General features: G+C 49.2%; 10 protein-coding genes. 2 read left to right on the top strand and 8 right to left on the bottom strand.

Going from position 1 to position 19268, the window contains the following annotated elements:
- Positions 1-34: 34 nt before the first annotated feature.
- From LRP49_RS23190 to gltB (LRP49_RS23155), 8 genes are all read right to left on the bottom strand, one after another.
- Positions 35-646, bottom strand: a complete 612-nt coding sequence (locus LRP49_RS23190) for a TRIC cation channel family protein (RefSeq protein WP_274145771.1) — start codon at positions 644-646, stop codon at positions 35-37.
- A gap of 102 nt (positions 647-748) precedes the next feature.
- Positions 749-1573, bottom strand: a complete 825-nt coding sequence (btuF, locus tag LRP49_RS23185; protein WP_420791658.1) for a vitamin B12 ABC transporter substrate-binding protein BtuF — start codon at positions 1571-1573, stop codon at positions 749-751.
- Positions 1570-2535, bottom strand: coding sequence for a cobalamin biosynthesis family protein (locus LRP49_RS23180; protein WP_274145769.1), 966 nt, complete (start codon positions 2533-2535; stop codon positions 1570-1572). Before LRP49_RS23180 ends, btuF begins: the two co-directional genes overlap by 4 nt.
- Positions 2535-3236 carry a 5'-methylthioadenosine/S-adenosylhomocysteine nucleosidase gene (gene mtnN / locus LRP49_RS23175; RefSeq protein ID WP_274145767.1) on the bottom strand — a complete coding sequence of 234 codons (702 nt, stop codon included), beginning with the start codon at positions 3234-3236 and terminating at the stop codon, positions 2535-2537. Before mtnN ends, LRP49_RS23180 begins: the two co-directional genes overlap by 1 nt.
- A 217-nt stretch (positions 3237-3453) precedes the next feature.
- The gene (locus tag LRP49_RS23170) at positions 3454-4872 is read right to left on the bottom strand and encodes an FAD-dependent oxidoreductase (RefSeq protein ID WP_274145766.1); all 1419 of its coding nucleotides are present in this window, start codon (positions 4870-4872) and stop codon (positions 3454-3456) included.
- Between the two features lie 11 nt (positions 4873-4883).
- Positions 4884-9350 (bottom strand): glutamate synthase large subunit, encoded by a 4467-nt coding sequence (gene gltB / locus LRP49_RS23165; protein WP_274145765.1) that lies wholly within the window; start codon positions 9348-9350, stop codon positions 4884-4886.
- A 500-nt stretch (positions 9351-9850) separates the two neighbouring features.
- Positions 9851-11320 carry a glutamate synthase subunit beta gene (locus LRP49_RS23160; RefSeq protein ID WP_274145763.1) on the bottom strand — a complete coding sequence of 490 codons (1470 nt, stop codon included), beginning with the start codon at positions 11318-11320 and terminating at the stop codon, positions 9851-9853.
- Positions 11313-15860, bottom strand: coding sequence for a glutamate synthase large subunit (gene gltB / locus LRP49_RS23155; protein ID WP_274145760.1), 4548 nt, complete (start codon positions 15858-15860; stop codon positions 11313-11315). Before gltB (LRP49_RS23155) ends, LRP49_RS23160 begins: the two co-directional genes overlap by 8 nt.
- Positions 15861-16439: 579 nt before the next feature.
- Between gltB (LRP49_RS23155) and mnmL the strand changes: the two genes are divergently transcribed.
- Positions 16440-17366: a tRNA modification radical SAM protein MnmL/YtqA gene (mnmL, locus tag LRP49_RS23150; RefSeq protein ID WP_274145758.1), complete on the top strand. Its 927-nt coding sequence runs from the start codon at positions 16440-16442 to the stop codon at positions 17364-17366.
- A gap of 136 nt (positions 17367-17502) precedes the next feature.
- Entirely contained in the window at positions 17503-19248 is a 1746-nt protein-coding gene (locus LRP49_RS23145) for a sensor domain-containing diguanylate cyclase (protein WP_274145756.1), read from the top strand.
- Positions 19249-19268: the final 20 nt, after the last annotated feature.

Genomic DNA, 19268 nt, shown 5'->3' with positions numbered 1-19268 from the left:
CTGTAAAGGCAGTGCGTTTTTGTCATTCGTTCGCTTATTTGCTTAGGGCAAAAGTAGGAAGAGAAAGGTGCCAGCGAATAGCTGCGAGTCGAATGCCCAGTGTGGTGATCATCCCGGTGATTGACGCGAACTCTGCGCCAGCATTTGATGCCAATACCAATGTATGCATGATACCGCCAGCAATACAGGCAGTGGCATAGACTTCTGTTCTCAAAACCATAGGAATTTCTCTGGCGAGCACGTCACGCAGAATACCGCCGCCGCAGCCCGTTAGAACGCCCATAATGATCGCGACAATCGGAGAGGCACCGTAGCTTAGTGCTTTATCTACACCGATAGCGACAAATACGGCAAGGCCGATGGCGTCAGCCACTGGTAATACATACCACGGTAGGCGTCTAGGATGGCGGATCAGTAACATACTCAGTACGCAAGTAATGAGGATTACCCAAAGGTATTCGGGTTCGTTGACCCAAAACACTGGCGTCGCTCCAAGAACCATATCTCGGATTGTTCCCCCGCCAATGGCAGTCACCATAGCAAGCACGACAACCCCAAATGGGTCCATGCGGAGCTTACCAGCCAGTAATACACCCGATACTGCAAACACGACAGTGCCGAACATATCCAGAAGATATAAAAGCATGATGGATTATCTCATCTCAAAACGTAAAAGCGGCGCGATTTTACGTCAAAGATATGCCCTAGCAATCCGAAGTAATCACTTGTTTGGAGTGAGAATTTCGAATTAGTGACCGAGATCGCTTCTTACTTTGTCCATTGCCTTACAAATTTGATCTACCGCTTTAAGGGCGCGCGGGGTTGGACGGTTCAGCCAATCTCCAGTAATGGCATAAATATGGTCATTTTTAACCGCGGGAACGTAATCGGCCCATGTTGACCATAGTGCATCAGGTTTTGCTTTTGTGTTTGGATAGAATAGGGCTTGCGGCTTTCTAACGACCACTTGCTCAACACTGACTTGGGGATAAGGGGCTGGGCTGTTGCCGAAAATATTTTCTCCACCACACAGATTAAACAAAGGCTGTGGCCAGTGATCAGCATTGTTGGTAAGTAGCGGGGTGTCGCTGAGCTGATAAAAGTAAGGCACCTTTGGCTTGCCTTGCTGCGCCGTTTCAATATTTTTTAGGGCGGAGCGAATAGCGTCGGCCCGGCTTTTTGCCTTCTCAGGATCACTAGACCACTGACCAAGCTTTTCAATGTTGTCTGCGGCGTCATACAGCGAATGCGGGTTGGAATAAAATACGTCGATACCAAGACGCTCCAATTTTGCGAGCTCCTTGTCTGGATTCCCGCCTTTCCAGGCTAGTACCAAATCAGGCTTTAGTGTCACGACGCGTTCGATGTTGATCCCCCGGTAGTTGGCGACTTGCTCAAGTTCGAGAGCTTCCGGCGGGTAGTCACTGTGCGCACTGACGGCGATGAGGTTCTCTCCAAGGCCCGCTTCATAGGCGAGTTCTGTGGTGTGAGGAGAAAGGCTGATAACGCGAAGAGGTGCGGCGACTGCCAGTGTAGGCAGGCACAAAAGTAAAACCAAAAAACGAAACATCATAAAAATCCGTGTGCGAACCACATGAAGAAGCTTTGAATGACAATCCAAATAAGGGCTTTTTGCCTGAGCTGTTGGTTCAGCATTGCAAGATGTAAAGAGGATGGGGTGATGATCCCGCCGAGTGTCGGGCGCGACACTTTGTCATTGTCATAGATTGCAGGGCCACCAAGAGCTACTTGAAACTTGGCACCAGATGATGCGAGAAGCCATCCTATGCCATTGGCTGACCATTGATTTCCATTGAGCCTGATAGCTTCAATTGCGTGATTGAATCGAAGACCTGCAGCGATCAACAGGGCAAAAAGGCGATTTGGAAGCCAATCCAACACCGTAAGAAATGCCGCGGTAGCAAGGCCAAAGTCAGCATACTCTTGGCGTCGCGTTGGCCAGCAGCGTGCAAGTTGCACGATCAGAGCATAAAGGAAGGCCGCAATACCGCCGCCGATGGCATACCAAAAAAGCACACCAATGAGGCCACGGGCATAGCCTGCAAGAAGGGTTTCACAACCGGCTTTAGCAATACCCACTTGAGATAACGAGCACGTATCGCGATTCAATATCTTTGACAGATAAGTGCGAGCAGTGGGTTTGTCGTCTCTATTGAGAGCCTGCTCGACATTGTATGCCGCGACAGAAATAGGCTTCCATCCCAGCGCAAACCAAAGCAAAAGCAAATCAAACAACCAAACGGTCCAAACGAGTTGCTTCAGTGCTATCAATAGCACGGCAATGGTAAGCCACATTATGGCTAAAGAGAGAGTGCCAGCGAGCCTTTGTTGTGCAGGTGGGTCTTCAAGATGGTTTACCTTTTCCGCGATGGCAACTGCCACTCGTCGCCACAGTCCAAGTGGCGTGATGTTGGCAGGAATAGGGTAGAACCAATGCAAAATAAGTGCTCCCCACATGGCCAGCAGGGTCGAATGGTCCAAAAGTGCACCAAACGGTGTGGGGAGCTCGGTCATTATGCTTTCAGCAGCTCAACCATTTTTTCAACCATGTCACTTGAGCTTTTCGCTGCCAGTGGCAGGAACTCATCAAATGTCATTGGTGATTCTTTGTCTGCAACGTCCGAGATAGCGCGAACGACCACAAACGGCACTTTGAACTGGTGACAAGTTTGTGCAATTGCAGCCGCTTCCATTTCTACTGCTACAACAGCAGGGAAATGGGTACGGATGTAGTTTTGACGCTCTGCAGTGCAAACAAACGCATCGCCCGTACAAATCAGACCACGAACCGCGTGCGGTGCGGGTTCCATCGCTGCCAGTGCTTGCTCAGCAATATCCATCAGTTTTTCATCTGATGTAAAGGTTGCTGGCTGACCTGCCATTTGACCCATGGTGTACCCAAAAGCAGTGACGTCTGCATCGTGGTAAGCCACGTCAGTAGAAATAACCACGTCACCTAGGTTCAGGCTTGAATCAAAACCGCCAGCAGAACCCGTGTTGATGACCATGTTAGGTTTGAAACGGTCAAGCAGCACAGCGGTGCTAAGTGCAGCAGCGACTTTACCAATACCAGATTGCAGCAAAACGATATCTACACCATTTAGGTCGCCCGTGTAGAATTTACTGCCCGCAATTTCTTGAAGTTGGCAGTTGTTCATCAGGTTTTTTAGCAGGGTTACTTCCTGCTCCATTGCACCGATAATACCGATTTTCATCTATGTTCTCGTTGAGTTTGTGTCAATGCACAGAGTGTATCACGCAGACTTCTTTGACGGATAATAACTCTGAGGGCCAGCTGCGTTTTTTGACCGATTCAAGTAAGTTTGTGTGACCTATATATGCTTCGACGGCAACCATAAAAAATCCTCTCACAGGGGAGAGGATTTTAGGTGAACGGAAGTATAAAGATCGCGATACGATCGCAAATGTCGGTTATACGTTCAAGAAGTCCATAATACCTTCAGCTGCTTTTCTGCCTTCATCTATGGCTGTTACAACGAGATCGGAACCACGCACTGCGTCACCACCTGCGAAAATCTTTTCGTTGGTGGTTTGGTAGGAGAACGCACTTTGCGCAGGGGCTTTAATGCGCCCCCATTGGTCTAAATCTACATTGAATGGCTCAAGCCACGTCATTTGATGTGGTTGGAAGCCAAACGCCATAATGACTGCGTCCGCTGGCAGAATGTGCTCACTGCCTTCCACCGGCTGTGGGCGACGGCGTCCCGCATCATCGGGTTCACCCAGTTCGGTTTTCACGACTTTCACGCCACTGACTTTGCCTGTTGCATCAAGTTCAATGCCGAGAGGTTGGAGGTTGAACATGAAATTCACACCCTCCTCACGTGCATTTTTCACTTCACGACGCGAGCCCGGCATGTTCTCTTCATCTCGACGGTATGCACAAACGACGCTTTTGGCATTTTGACGAATGGACGTACGTACACAGTCCATGGCGGTATCACCGCCCCCGAGTACGACCACTTTCTTGCCAGCCATGTCGATAAAATCTGGTGCAGTCGCTTGGTCCAGATCCATAACGCGGTAAGTGTTTGCGATCAAAAACGGCAGGGCATCAAATACCCCTTCCGCATCTTCGTTTTCTAGACCTGCACGCATCGATTTGTAAGTGCCGACTCCAAGGAACACCGCATCATAGTCTTTGAGCAAGTCTTCCATGGTGACATCGGTGCCGACCTCGGTATTGAGTTGAAACTCTACGCCCATTTCGGTGAAAACGCGTTGGCGATTACGCATTACGTCTTTTTCCAACTTAAAGGACGGAATACCGAAAGTTAGCAGGCCACCAATTTCTGGGTAACGGTCGAAGACAACGGGTTTGACGCCGTTTCTTACCAGCACATCTGCACAGGCAAGACCTGCAGGGCCAGCTCCGACAATGGCGACTTTCTTGTCTGTCCATTCCACCCCGGACATGTCGGGTTTCCAGCCCATCTCGAAGGCTTTGTCGGTAATGTACTTTTCGATGTTACCAATAGTAACTGCGCCGAAGTCATCATTCAGGGTACATGACCCTTCACAGAGACGGTCTTGCGGACACACGCGGCCGCACACTTCGGGCAGACTGTTGGTTTGATGTGACAGTTCCACCGCTTCGATGATGCGCCCTTCGTTGGCAAGCTTCAGCCATTGCGGGATGTAGTTATGAACGGGGCACTTCCATTCACAGTAAGGATTGCCGCAATCTAAACAACGGTCTGCTTGCGCGGAAGCTTGCTTGTGATTAAACGGTTCATAGATTTCAATGAACTGAGTTTTGCGCGCTTTGATCGGCTTCTTACGCGGGTCGATTCGTTGCACGTCGATAAATTGGTATACGTTCTGGCTCATAAGGTCCTCCGTTACTGCGCCTGAACGCGCAACTCTGCTGCGCTTCGGCTTTGGTGACCCAGCAGTGAGCGTACATCCGCTGCTTTCGGTTTCACCAGATAGAATTTACTGATCCATTGTTCAAAGTCGGCAAGGATTTCCTGTGCACGACACGAGCCTGTTAGCTCGAAGTGTTGATCAATGAGTCCACGGAGGTGTTCTTGATGAATGGTGAGTTTGTCTAAAGACAGAGCTTCAACCAATTCAGGGTTTACTCGGCCTTCAAAATCACCGCTTTCATCAAGTACATAGGCAAAGCCTCCTGTCATGCCTGCGCCAAAGTTCACGCCAGTATGACCAAGAATGGCGATGATGCCGCCTGTCATGTATTCACACGCATTGTCACCAGCACCTTCCACCACAGCGAGTGCGCCAGAATTTCGAACGGCAAATCGTTCACCCGCTTTACCTGAAGCGAAAAGCTTGCCGCCCGTTGCACCGTAAAGGCAGGTATTACCGATAATGGTGGACTCGTGTGAGTTAAATGCAGAGCCAACCGGTGATTTGATGACGATGTTACCGCCCGCCATGCCTTTACCGACATAGTCGTTGGCATCGCCTGTCAGCGTAAGGTTAACGCCTCCTGCGTTCCACACCCCAAAAGATTGCCCAGCAGTTCCCTGCAAGTGAATGTCGAGTGGTGTGGCTGCCATACCTTGGTTGCCATAACGCTTGGCGATGGCTCCAGAGAGCGATGCTCCTACCGAACGGTCCGTGTTGCGAATATCCAGATACGCACTCGCCGGACGGCGTTGTTCGATCGCACTTTCAAAGGTCTCTAACAGTTTGTGGTTGAGAGCTGCCTTATCAAAGGGTGCATTGGGTTCGCTCCAGTAAACCGTCTTATTCCCAACAGGTTTCGGGCTCTCGAGAATGTCAGAGAGATCCAGTTTGAGTTGTTTCGCCGTAAAGCCATCGACCGCTTCGAGCAGATCGGTACGACCAATCAGGTCGGTGAGTTTCTCCACGCCCAGTTGCGCCATCAGTTCTCGGACTTCTTCGCCAAGGCCTTTAAAGAAGTTCATCACCTGCTCCGGCAGGCCTTTGAAGTACTCGCGGCGCAAGGTGTCATCTTGAGTGGCAACGCCCGTTGCACAATTATTTAGATGGCAAATGCGCAGGTATTTACAGCCAAGAGCCACCATAGGGGCCGTACCAAAGCCGAAGCTTTCAGCCCCCAAAATGGTCGCTTTGATAATGTCCAAACCGGTTTTTAAGCCGCCATCCACCTGAAGGCGAATTTTGTGGCGAAGGCCGTTAGACACCAATGCCTGCTGCGTTTCCGCCAATCCCAACTCCCACGGACTGCCCGCGTATTTCACTGATGTTAGTGGGCTGGCACCTGTACCGCCGTCGTAACCAGAGATGGTGATGAGGTCGGCATAGGCTTTTGCCACGCCGACAGCAATGGTGCCTACGCCAGGCTCAGACACGAGCTTGACGGAAACCAGCGCATTTGGGTTGACCTGCTTGAGGTCAAAAATAAGCTGCGCTAAGTCCTCAATCGAGTAAATATCGTGGTGAGGCGGTGGTGAAATCAGCGTGACGCCTTGCACCGAATGGCGAAGACGAGCAATTTCAGCCGTGACTTTATGACCGGGTAGCTGACCACCTTCACCGGGCTTCGCTCCTTGTGCCACTTTGATTTGTAGAACGTCAGCGTTCGTTAAGTAGTGTGGTGTTACACCAAACCGACCTGATGCAATCTGTTTAATGCGTGAGTTGCGCTCAGAGTTAAATCTGCGTGGGTCTTCGCCGCCCTCTCCTGAGTTCGAGTTGCCACCTAAGCGGTTCATGGCGATAGCCAGTGCTTCGTGCGCTTCAGGGCTCAATGCGCCAATGGACATGGCTGCGGAGTCAAAACGTTTAAATAGCTCACTGGCGGGCTCAACCTTCTCCAGTGCAATCGGTGTTTCGATGGGTTTCAACGCCATGAGATCGCGAAGGGAAGAGGCTGGGCGGTTGTTCACGGTTTCTGCGTACGTTTTGTAATCCAACGCTTCGCCTGATTTCACCGCCGATTGCAGCGAATTAACCACATCTGGGTTGTACGCGTGGTATTCACCACCATGAACGTATTTCAGTAAACCGCCGTGCTCAATAGGTTTACGTTTGAGCCAAGCGCGACGCGAGAGATTGTATAAATCTTGCTGGAAGTCGCTAAAGTCCGCGCCTTCGATGCGGCTGGCAACGCCTTTGAAGCAGAGTTCGACCACCTTACTGTTAAGGCCAATGGCTTCAAATAACTGGGAACAACGGTATGAAGCGATGGTTGAAATCCCCATCTTAGACATGATCTTGAACAGGCCTTTATTGATACCGTTTCGGAAGTTCACCATGGCATCACTCATGGACTTGGTGATGATGCCTTTTTCAACCATTTTTCCTATCGACTCGTAGGCGAGGTAAGGGTAAACAGCCGTTGCGCCAAATCCGAGAAGAACCGCAAACTGATGAGGGTCTCGTGCAGAGGCTGTTTCTACAACGATATTGGCATCACAGCGCAGTGAATTGTCGACAAGGCGTTTTTGGACGGCGCCAACGGCCATTGCTGCTGGGATAGGGTACTTGTCTTTTGATATGCCTCGATCAGACAGAACAATCAACACCGTACCGTCGCGGACAACACGCTCAACCTGATCGCACAGGTCGATAATTGCGTGCTCGAGATCTTTCTCTTTTGGGTCAAAGTTGATGTCGATGATGCTGTTTTGATAGTGCTCATCATCTAACTCCAACAACTGCACCATATCAGAATACAGCAGAACCGGACTTTTAAACGCGACGCGTTGCGCGTGTCCGTCTGTTTCGGAAAATACATTCACTTCACGACCGATACAGGTTGCGAGCGACATGACATGATTTTCTCGTAATGGATCGATCGGCGGGTTGGTTACCTGTGCAAATTTCTGGCGGAAGTAATCCGCGATGTTTCGCTCTTTCGACGACAGCACTGCCATCGGGGTGTCATCCCCCATAGAGCCCGTTGCTTCTTGGCCAATATCACCAAGGACACGAAGCACCTGATCAAGCTCTTCGCCGGAAACGCCAAACATTTTCTGATAAGTATGGAGTTCATCATCATCCATACTGCGCTGACCGGCGTTGTCTTCTGATGACAAAGCTTCGAATGGCGTTAGGCGTTTAACGTTTGCATCCAGCCATTCGCGGTAAGGGTGGCGACTTTTAAGATCGTTATCGATATCGGCCGATCGCCAGATTTCACCTTCGAAGGTGTCGATAACCAAGAGTTCACCCGGCCCCACTCGGCCTTTTTCGGCCACTTCATCCGGCGCGTAATCCCAGATCCCGATTTCCGATGCTAAGGTGATGAGCTTGTCTTTGGTCACCACGTAGCGCGCTGGACGTAGACCGTTTCTATCCAAGTTACATGCAGCATAGCGACCGTCTGACATGACGATACCGGCCGGGCCATCCCATGGCTCCATGTGCATGGAGTTAAAGTCATAGAAAGCGCGTAAATCTGGGTCCATATCTGGATGATTTTGCCAAGCGGGTGGCACCAACATGCGCATGGCGCGGAACAGATCCATGCCGCCAGCGAGGAAAACTTCGAGCATATTGTCGAGGCTTGAACTGTCTGAACCGGTTTCGTTGACAAAGGGTGCTGCCTCTTTCAAATCGGGCAGCAGCGGAGAGTTAAACTTGTAAGCACGGGCGCGTGCCCATTGTCTGTTACCTTCAATGGTGTTGATTTCACCATTGTGCGCCAAGTAGCGGAAAGGCTGAGCCAGAGGCCATTTCGGCGTGGTATTGGTGGAAAAGCGCTGGTGGAACAAACAAATTGAAGACTCTAACCGCAGGTCTGCTAAATCGAGGTAGAAACGGGGCAGGTCTGCAGGCATACACAAGCCTTTGTACACAATGGTACGTGTAGAGAGGCTTGTGACGTAAAAATCAGGATCATCACTAAGGGCTTTTTCAGCGCGGCGTCGGGCAATATAAAGGCGGCGTTCTAAATCGCGTGCGCGCCAACCTGCGGGGCCATTAATGAATACTTGTTCAATATGCGGCACTGAGCTTAGTGCTATTTCACCCAATACATCTGCGTTGGTCGGGACTTCACGCCAACCTACGATTGATAGCGTTTCAGCTTCGATTTCCTGCGCAAATACGTCTTTTGCGCGCTGTGCTTTTGCGGGATCGTTGCTGAGAAAAATCATGCCGACGCCGTAAAGCTTACTGAGCGTCCAGCCGTTTTCTTCTGCGATGATACGGAAAAATGAATCAGGCTTTTGAAGTGATAAGCCGCAACCATCACCCGTTTTCCCATCGGCATTAATTGCACCTCGGTGGGTCATTCGGTCTAGTGCGGAAATGGCTGTTCTGACGAGCTTATGGCTGGCTTCACCTTCGGTATGCGCGATGAGGCCAAAGCCGCAATTGTCTTTCTCCAGCGTAGGGTCGTACAGCGACATTTGCAATTCTCCCTTGCGACTGCTCCAAGCAGTGACTGCAGTGTTTCTATGCCTTCCTGGCATTTAGATTATGATTGATTTTATTATCTTGGGTAATGATGTTCTCACTGTTCAGCATTGATGCTGAGGTGAAGATGCGCGAGTAATAAAGCGCATATTTTCTTCTCGACCCTTCACGTTATCCATTATTTGCAAAGAGGTCAAATTTCGTCACATTACATTAACTTTGCGAATAAACAGCTATATATGTCGAAAAGGTAGTATGTAGGCAGGATTTTGTGGTGATTTTTTTAACTCTGTCGCAGAGATTAACCTTATCGGTTGGTGGTGTTTTTTGATCTTTTAGTTGGGATTAACCGCGACTAACGCCGATCCGGTTTAATTCGCCTAAAAAGTCGCGGATGCACGGTGGCGGTGTGAAAGGTTAACTGTTTGGAATATAGAATAAAAAAGCCAGCCCTGATGGGCTGGCAAAACTGGAAGATAACACTTACTTATAATTATGCGGAAAGCATCAGTGAATCTGCTTTTGCTTCAAGGTTGGTGTTGCCCATCAGATACGCATCAATGGAGCGCGCGCACTCACGACCTTCATTGATACAACGTACAACCAGAGACTGGCCAGTACGCATATCACCCGCAGCAAATACACCTTTTTGATTAGTTTGGAAGTCGTTGGTTGCCACGTTTCCGCGGTCATCCAAAGCCACATCAAGTTGCGCGAGTACGCCATGTGGTTCTGGGTGTAAGAAACCCATCGCCAAGAAGGCATTGTCACAAGGAATCACGCGCTCAGACCCTGCAACTTCTTCAAAGCTTGGGCGTTCGCCAGGTGCAGCATCTTTCCAAACGATGTCAGCGATACGCAGGGCTTTCACATTACCTGCGTCATCACCGATGAACTCTTTGGTCAGAATGTTCCAATGACGATCACAACCTTCTTCGTGAGACGTTGAAGTACGCATGATCATTGGATACTGAGGCCAAGGCATGTTCGCTGGGCGCTTCTCAGGTGGAATCGGCATGATTTCGACTTGAGTAATGCTCTTCGCACCGTGGCGGTTTGATGTGCCCACGCAGTCAGAGCCAGTATCGCCACCACCGATAACAACCACGTGTTTGTCTTTGACGTGAATTTCCTCGGTCTTCAAATCCATATCGTTTGCACGACGGTTGTTTTGACCAAGGAACTCCATTGCAAAGTGAACACCGTTAAAGTCACGACCAGGGATTGGCAGGTCGCGAGGTACGGTTGAACCGCCGGTCAGCAGAACCACGTCATAGTCTTGGCGGATTTGCTGAGCATTCACATCTTTACCGACATGTGCGTTAACGACGAATTCAATGCCTGCTTCTGCCATCAAGTTGATTTTACGGTCGATAACATCCATGCCTAACTTGAAGTCAGGAATACCGAAACGCAGCAAGCCGCCAACTTTCTCATCACGCTCAAACACAGTGACGGAATGACCAGCACTGTTTAACTGTTCTGCCGCAGAAAGACCTGCAGGGCCAGAACCGATGATTGCCACTTTCTTCCCTGTGCGAGACGTCGGTGTTTTTGGTTTGGCATACCCTTCACGGTATGCCGTTTCAACAATGGTTTTCTCGATGTTACAGATCGTGATTGGGTCTTGGTTAATACCCAATACACATGCACTTTCACAAGGAGCTGGACACACACGGCCAGTGAATTCTGGGAAGTTGTTGGTTGAGCTTAGGATATTCCACGCTTCTTCCCAGCTATCACGATACACCGCATCGTTGAACTCAGGGATGATGTTACCGATCGGACACCCGTTGTGACAGAAAGGTACACCACAGTCCATACAGCGTGATGATTGCTCGTTAATCTTCTCCCCAAACTCTTCGTTCAGAACAAACTCTTTGTTGTCCTGGATACGAACAGATGGGTCCTTTTTGCCCGGGAGTTCACGGCCAAATTCTAAAAATCCAGTTGGCTTACCCATTTACAGCCTCCACTTCTTCCTTGTTTTCGGCTTCTTCCTTGCGTTTTAGCAACACAGCTTTGTAATCGCGCGGCATGACTTTCACGATGCGCTTAAGGTTCTCGTCTAGGTTAGACAAGAAGGTTTTAGCAACGGCACTGCCTGTCAGAGCTAGGTGTTTTGTAACCATCTCTGTCAGCAGCTCAACGTCTTCTGCATCCAATGGATCCAAGTCAACCAGCTCAGGGTTCAATTTGGACTCGAAGTCTTCGAACTGATCCCAGATATATGCCACACCACCACTCATACCAGCAGCAAAGTTACGGCCTGTTTGACCCAATACGACAGTGACACCGCCCGTCATGTATTCACAGCCATGGTCGCCAATACCCTCAACAACCACTTTCGCGCCCGAGTTACGTACACAGAAACGCTCACCAGCAACACCGCGGATGAATGACTCACCTGAGGTTGCGCCATAGAAACACACGTTACCAACAACAATGTTGTCTTCGGCAATGATGTCGCTCTTCGCATCTGGGTAAAGCACCAAGGTACCGCCAGATAACCCTTTACCCCAGTAGTCGTTCGCGTCGCCTTCAACTTCGAATTTCACGCCTTTCGCAAGGAATGCACCGAAGCTTTGACCTGCAGAGCCTTTGAATTTCACATTCATTTGCTCAGGCAAGCCTTGGTCTTTGTAGATTTTCGAAATCTCATTCGACAACATGGTACCCGCGCTGCGGTCCGTGTTAACGATAGCGAACTCAGCATCCACCTTGCGGCCTTCATAAAGCGCACTTGAAGCAGCTTCAATCAAGCGGCGATCCAGCACGGTTTCAAGACCATGGTTTTGCTCAGTCTGGCAGTACATGCCGTCGCCTTCACGTGGCTCTTCTTTGTGAAGAACAACATTCAGGTCGAGGTTCTGGTATTTCCAGTGACCCACATCGCTACGTACTTTGAGGTGCTGAGATTGACCAACCATCTCGTTAATGGTGCGGTAGCCCAGCTCTGCCATGACTTCACGTAGGCCTTCAGCCATGTAGGTGAAGAAGGTCACGATGTCTTCTACGCGGCCGTCAAAACGCTCACGCAGGGTTTTATCTTGTGTCGCGATACCAACAGGACAGGTGTTGAGGTGACACTTACGCATCATGATACAGCCTTCAACAACCAGTGCTGCGGTCGCCACGCCCCATTCTTCTGCGCCCAGCAGTGTTGCGACTGCAAGGTCACGTGGGGTTTTCATCTGACCATCTGATTGAACGACGATACGGTTACGTAGGCCGTTTTTCAGCAGTGTTTGGTGCGTTTCTGCCAGACCAAGCTCCCACGGTAGGCCCGCGTGCTTGATTGAAGACAGTGGAGAAGCACCGGTACCGCCATCAAAGCCTGCAATCAGAACAACGTCAGCTTTTGCCTTCGCTACACCTGATGCAATGGTACCGACACCCGCTTCCGATACCAGTTTCACGTTCACACGTGCTTCGCGGTTCGCGTTTTTCAAATCGTAAATCAGCTGTGCCAAGTCTTCGATTGAATAGATATCGTGGTGCGGCGGTGGCGAAATTAGGCCGACGCCTGGGGTTGAGTGACGTGTACGACCAATCCAGTCATCCACTTTGTGGCCTGGAAGTTGACCACCTTCACCTGGCTTCGCACCTTGTGCCATTTTGATCTGAATTTCAGCAGCATTGGTGAGGTAGTAAGAGGTAACACCGAAGCGGCCTGAAGCAACCTGTTTGATTGCAGAGCGTTCCCAGTCACCGTTTTCTTTCTTCTCAAAACGCGCTGGGTCTTCACCGCCTTCGCCCGAGTTGGATTTCGCGCCAATGCGGTTCATCGCAACTGCTAGGGTAGAGTGCGCTTCGTGAGAGATAGAGCCAAAGCTCATTGCACCAGTAGCGAAACGCTTCAGGATATTCTCAATAGGCTCAACTTCTTCCAGCGGAATGCTGCCTGCTGGGTTTTTCACAAAGTCGAACTGGCTACGCAGCGTTGCAGCATCATCACCTTGGCTGTCTACAGCATGGCAATATTCTTTAAACTGCTTAACGTCTTTGTTGCGCGTTGAGTTTTGTAGCAAATGGATAGTTTCAGGGTTGAACAGGTGTTTCTCACCACGTTGCTTCCACTGATAAACACCACCGACATCCAGCATTTGAACTGGGATCTCTCGCGTTGGGTAACCGAGGCGATGGCGAATCAGCACTTCTTTGGCGATGTCGTCAATGCTCAGGCCTTGGATGCGCGAAACGGTACCGGTGAAGTATTTGTCGACAACCGCTTTGCTAATACCCAGTGCTTCAAAAATCTGCGCGCCGTGGTAAGACTGAAGGGTTGAAATCCCCATCTTCGAGAAGATTTTCAACAGGCCAGCGTTGATAGACTTACGGTAGTTCTCGAACAACGCATCCACATCAGCGTTAGGGTCGAGTTTTTTCGTGCGCTGCAAATCGACCAGAGTTTCGTAGACCAGGTACGGGTTAACAGCATTCGCACCGTAGCCAACGAGTGTGGCGAAGTGATGAGTTTCACGGGCGTCGCCCGTTTCGATAACAATGTCCGCTTTTGCACGTAGGCCTTTACGGATCAGGTGGTGGTGAACGGCACCAACAGCCAGCATCGCAGGGATTGCTGCGTGGTTTGAGTTCACTGCACGGTCAGTCAGCAGAATGATGGAATATCCGTCATTAACTGCATCTTCGGCGTACTGACAAATACGCTTCAGAGCGCGCTCAAGCTTGCCATTTTCACCGCTTGCACGGAAAACAATATCGAGCGTTTTTGCTTGAAGGTGGTCGTTATCAATCGCACGCAGCTTCTCAAGCTCTGCATTGCTTAGAACTGGCGTTTCCAGTTCGACTTTACGGCAGTGCTCTGGGCTTTCAATCAAGAGGTTTTGATCTTTACCCAAGTATGTTTTCAGCGACATAACCATGCGCTCACGGATCGGGTCGATCGGTGGGTTGGTTACCTGCGCAAACAACTGCTTGAAGTAGTTTGATAAGTGCTGGGACTGATGAGACAAGATAGCCAATGGCCAATCTGCTCCCATTGCACCTAACGGCTCTTTACCGTCTTTCGCCATAGGCACCAGAATTTCATTTACTTCTTCAGTGGTGACACCAAACGCTTGTTGGTGGTGAAGCAAACGCTCTGGAGATGGCTGGTGGTGCTTTGAATCAGCTTCTGGCAGCTTGTCCAGTTTCAGCAGGTTTTTTTCTACCCACTCTTGGTAAGGCTGTGCAGAAGCAATTTCATTTTTCACTTCTTCATCAGAAATGATGCGGCCTTGCTCAAGGTCAGCAACGAAGATGCGACCAGGTTGCAAACGGCCACGGAAATGAACGTTTTCTGGGGCAATGTCTACCACACCTGACTCGGATGCCATGATGAGGTAGTCGTCTTTGGTAACGGTATAGCGGCTTGGGCGTAAACCGTTACGGTCCAATGTTGCGCCCACTTTTACACCGTCAGTGAAACACAGAGAGGCTGGGCCATCCCACGGTTCCATAATATTGGCGTGGAATTGGTAGAAGGCACGGAGTTTTGGATCCATGTCTGTCTTCTCTTGCCATGCTTCAGGCACCATCATCATCAGTACGTGCGGCATGCTGCGACCAGACAGCGTAAGCAGTTCCAGTGCCATATCGAAGTTGGCAGAGTCAGATGCGCCTTCTTGGCAGATAGGTAGCAGCATCTTGAGTTCTTGCTCACTGAACAGTTTTGACTCGAGCAACGCTTCACGCGCTTTCATCCAGTTCAGGTTACCGCGAACGGTATTGATCTCACCATTGTGCGCGATGTTACGGAAAGGCTGAGCCAAGCGCCAACGCGGGAATGTATTGGTAGAGAATCGTGAGTGAACCAGTGCCAACGCGGTGACCATCGTTTCACTTTGCAGGTCTAAGAAGTATTGCGGCACTTGTTCAGTAGTCAGCTGGCCTTTGTAAACCAGAGTTTTTGCAGAGAACGAGTTAATGTAGAAGTCATCGCCAATGTTCGACACACTTTCAAGGCATACACGAACGGTATAGTTACGAAGAACGAACAGTTTGCGTTCTAACTCGTCAATAGAAAGATGATCGCCACCCGTTACAAATGCGTGTTCGAAATGCGGTTCGGTCTCTAATGGGTCGGCACCAATCATGGAGTTGTCAGTTGGCAACTCACGGTAGCCAATGACTTCGAGTTCCAGTCTTTTTGCGTTGCGTTCGAAAATTTCACGACATTGTTGACGTTTGTTCTCGTCTTTCGGGAACAGCATGACACCGACACCGTATTTGTCGGCAGAAGGTAATTGGAAGCCCAGATTACGCGTTTCTTCGAGCAAGAATTCGTGTGGTTTTTGCAGAAGAATACCTGCACCATCACCACTGCATGGATCGCAGCCTTGGCCACCACGGTGCTCCATACGCGCGAGCATGTCGAGTGCTTGAGTTACTATCGCGTGGGACTTTCTATTTTTGAGGTGGGCAACGAAGCCGATACCACAGGCGTCGTGTTCCATTTCGGGCACATAAAGCCCCTCTGTGCGTAGCACTGAATCAGTCATGTTTACGTCCTTCCAGTTGACACAAATGCTGGGGGAAGCATTTGTCTTCCTTAGCCGTACCTGTTGCGGGCACGGGCTGAGCGGGTACCAAGTTAGAGAAGACAAAAAGTGTCTTTTCGCGTACCCAAGCCCAGATACAGCTTGGTGAGCTGTATCCATCTCCTTTAACTGCAATTCTATGCAGATATGCTGCGCTTTATTTAAATCACCAAATAAGCTTCTAGTTAAGTGCTAAATTTGGCGAATTTTATTGCTCACAATTTAGGCGCAGCTGTAGCTATCCTACATATTTCGAAATTTAATTACCATAAAAACTTGCTTTTTGATAACAGGAAAAGAACCTGAGTTAGCGTAAGTTTTCGCAATATATGAATAAAAAATCGATCTGGGCACTTGCTTGTGAATATTCAGGGAAAGATAAGAGTTTGGTGAAAAAATGGATGTGAATGAAATGTAGTAAAGTTTCATTTCTAGGCAGAAATACTTCAAACAACATTGACGCAATCGAGCTTTTACACGGGTTTTCAGTGTTAGAATCCGCCGCTTTTTTGAACGACACGAATTTATAGGCGGTAGACGATGGAACTGCATCATTTGGTGAATACCTTTGGTCAGGATTTACAACGCAGGTATGGCGAAAAAGTTCACAAACTTACGCTCCACGGCGGTTTCAATTGTCCAAATCGTGATGGCACTTTAGGCCGTGGCGGTTGCACGTTCTGTAATGTGGCATCTTTTGCGGATGAAACTGCTCAGCAGCTTTCGGTTACCGATCAGCTCTCTCAGCGTGCGCAAGAGGTCAACCGCGCTAAACGCTATTTGGCGTATTTTCAAGCCTATACCAGTACATATGCGGAAGTTGAAAAACTAAAAGCAATGTACGAAGAAGCACTGAAAACCGCAGATATCGTTGGCCTTTGTGTTGGCACTCGACCTGACTGTGTTCCTGATGAGGTTCTGGCACTATTGGCTAGCTACAAAGATCAGGGATATGAGATTTGGTTAGAACTGGGTTTGCAAACGGCCAACGACAAGACATTGCAGCGCATAAATCGTGGTCATGATTTTGCCTGCTATGACAAAATCACCCGAAAAGCGCGTGCGTTGGGATTAAATGTGTGTACACATTTGATTGTTGGTTTGCCTGGAGATACTAAGGATGACCACATCCATACCATCGAACGTGTTGTTGATACGGGCGTTGAAGGGATTAAACTGCATCCGCTTCATATTGTTGAAGGTAGCGTTATGGCAAAGTCTTGGCGTGCAGACCGCCTGACAGCAATCTCTCTCGAAGATTATGTGGAAAGTGCATCAGAAATGATTTTGCGCACACCGGCCGAGGTTGTGTATCACCGAGTATCGGCAAGCGCACGTAGACCAACATTACTTGCTCCTCAGTGGTGTGAGAATCGATGGTTGGCGATGACAGGTTTGGCGCGAGTGTTGACAGAAAAAGGGCCTCAAGGAACCTTGATAGGAGTCCCGTTTCATATTTCAGGATAATGTGACTACCGTTTGATAGCTCGCAAAATAAGTTGAGCACGTTCGTTTTCTTTCATCTGCGTGTGGCAAGATAAATCCGTGATGTTGATGCAAAAATGCATAGCAACATTAACTGGTCATAGCAAAGGATGATTGAATGATTGACTGGCCAATTGGCATAGTACTGATTTTGGTAGGGTTTCTAATTGGGGCGTTATGGGCATCGCGTAAGCGTGTTGTATCGCTGAAAAACTGGCAATCCTACCTGTCTAATCTTCATTCCCCTAAAGCTATCGTCTCCCATACCGATGGGCGCATTTTTTATGCCAATCGCAGTTTTATCCGCTTATACGATATTGACACTGAACATGGTGACTTTCGCATGCGTAGTGAGCAGGAGCGAAATGCTATTGCGCACATGCTACGCCATCGTCGATGGCCCACTCCGTTTATTGATGTCACTGCAGATATTCGCACATCTTTCTCACATAAAGTTCCTCGCTACGCCAGATTCTCGGGATTGCCGATTTGGTGTAAAGGCAAACATGCGTGGATTGTTTCTTTAGAGCCTGAGTCTGAAAGTGTTTATAGCGAGCCTTTTGTTAACGATGACAACCAAATATTTCGTACCGTGATCAACTCCTTGGCGGAACTGGTTTGCTTCCAAGATAGAGAAGGCAAGGTCGTAGGGACAAATCAGGCATTTGATCGCTTCTGGAAAGGTCGGGAAGAAGAGGGACTTTTCTTCAATACCAGTGAAGACATCGCCGGACGCCGGACACAACAAAGCTGGACCACCAATCCGAATGGTGACAGTTGCCTGTTAGAAACCAGCCAAACCGTATTGAGAGACACAGACAATCATATATATGGCACCTTGAGTATTAGCCATGATGTGACCAATTGGCACATGATGCGTCAGGTGATGGAGCAAGAGATTCAGGCGAGGCATGAAGTTGAGCAACAACTTAAAAAGCACAGCAACTTACTGACCTCAATATTCCAAGCTAGCGTCGACCCTATCGGGATATATACCAAACACTACGAGTTTCTCGGCGGTAATCCTGCGTTTGCAGAAGCAATGGGTTCTCCCCATGATGATTTGGAAGGGGAGTTGGCGGAAGAAATCGTTGAACCTGAAATCCTCGCTCAGCATCAGAAGATGGATAAACCCGTTATTGAAAGTGGCCAGACGGTTAAATACGAAGATTTGGTGATGAAACGCGACGGCAGCATGGTGTGGTATGAACTGACCAAGACCCAATTTGTTGACCCAACCGATGAAACGTCTGGTGTGCTTGTGATTGCGCGAGATGTGACGGAGCGTAAAGCGACACAGCAGCAACTGGCGGACGCGATCATGGAGTTGGAAGAGCTGAGTTTTGTCGATGGTTTAACGAAGGTTGCTAACCGCAGAAGTTTTGATGAGCAACTGGTAAAAATGTGGCACTCACACATTCGTGAGGGGGAGCCTTTGTCGCTTATTCTTTGTGATATCGACTTTTTCAAACCGTATAACGACAACTATGGTCATCAACGTGGGGATTCAGCGTTACGTAAAGTGGCCGATGTCTTTCAGCATGTCATCCGCAGACCGCTCGATGCGGTAGCAAGATATGGCGGCGAAGAATTTGCGATTTTGCTGCCTAATACGACAGAAAGTGGCGCGATTCATGTGGCGGAAAATATTGCGACAGAATTGGCCGCGGCCAACATTACACATGAATTTTCGGGAATATCAGAACGTTTAACCTTAAGCCAAGGTATTGCGACTGTCCTGCCTCGAGCCGGCCAAGATTATGGCGAACTTGTCTCATTGGCTGATAAGGCATTATATCGCGCGAAAAACGCTGGCAGGAACCAAATCGCCATCAATAACAAAGAATTGGCCGATGCGAGTTAGCATTATTCTCTCGATTGCAG

It is taken from the genome of Enterovibrio qingdaonensis, assembly GCF_028683135.1.
GTDB lineage: Bacteria > Pseudomonadota > Gammaproteobacteria > Enterobacterales > Vibrionaceae > Enterovibrio > Enterovibrio qingdaonensis.
The sequence above is the reverse complement of the archived record's forward strand: the minus strand, read 5'-3'. Positions and strand labels throughout refer to the sequence as shown.

What these genes read in the sequence shown, in the direction of transcription:
- mnmL (WP_274145758.1), top strand. Translation starts at nt 16,440, where the DNA reads ATGGAACTGCATCATTTGGTGAATACCTTTGGTCAGGATTTACAACGC.
- btuF (WP_420791658.1), bottom strand. Translation starts at nt 1,573, where the DNA reads ATGATGTTTCGTTTTTTGGTTTTACTTTTGTGCCTGCCTACACTGGCA.
- LRP49_RS23160 (WP_274145763.1), bottom strand. Translation starts at nt 11,320, where the DNA reads ATGGGTAAGCCAACTGGATTTTTAGAATTTGGCCGTGAACTCCCGGGC.
- mtnN (WP_274145767.1), bottom strand. Translation starts at nt 3,236, where the DNA reads ATGAAAATCGGTATTATCGGTGCAATGGAGCAGGAAGTAACCCTGCTA.
- LRP49_RS23170 (WP_274145766.1), bottom strand. Translation starts at nt 4,872, where the DNA reads ATGAGCCAGAACGTATACCAATTTATCGACGTGCAACGAATCGACCCG.
- LRP49_RS23190 (WP_274145771.1), bottom strand. Translation starts at nt 646, where the DNA reads ATGCTTTTATATCTTCTGGATATGTTCGGCACTGTCGTGTTTGCAGTA.
- LRP49_RS23145 (WP_274145756.1), top strand. Translation starts at nt 17,503, where the DNA reads ATGATTGACTGGCCAATTGGCATAGTACTGATTTTGGTAGGGTTTCTA.
- gltB (WP_274145765.1), bottom strand. Translation starts at nt 9,350, where the DNA reads ATGTCGCTGTACGACCCTACGCTGGAGAAAGACAATTGCGGCTTTGGC.
- gltB (WP_274145760.1), bottom strand. Translation starts at nt 15,860, where the DNA reads ATGACTGATTCAGTGCTACGCACAGAGGGGCTTTATGTGCCCGAAATG.
- LRP49_RS23180 (WP_274145769.1), bottom strand. Translation starts at nt 2,535, where the DNA reads ATGACCGAGCTCCCCACACCGTTTGGTGCACTTTTGGACCATTCGACC.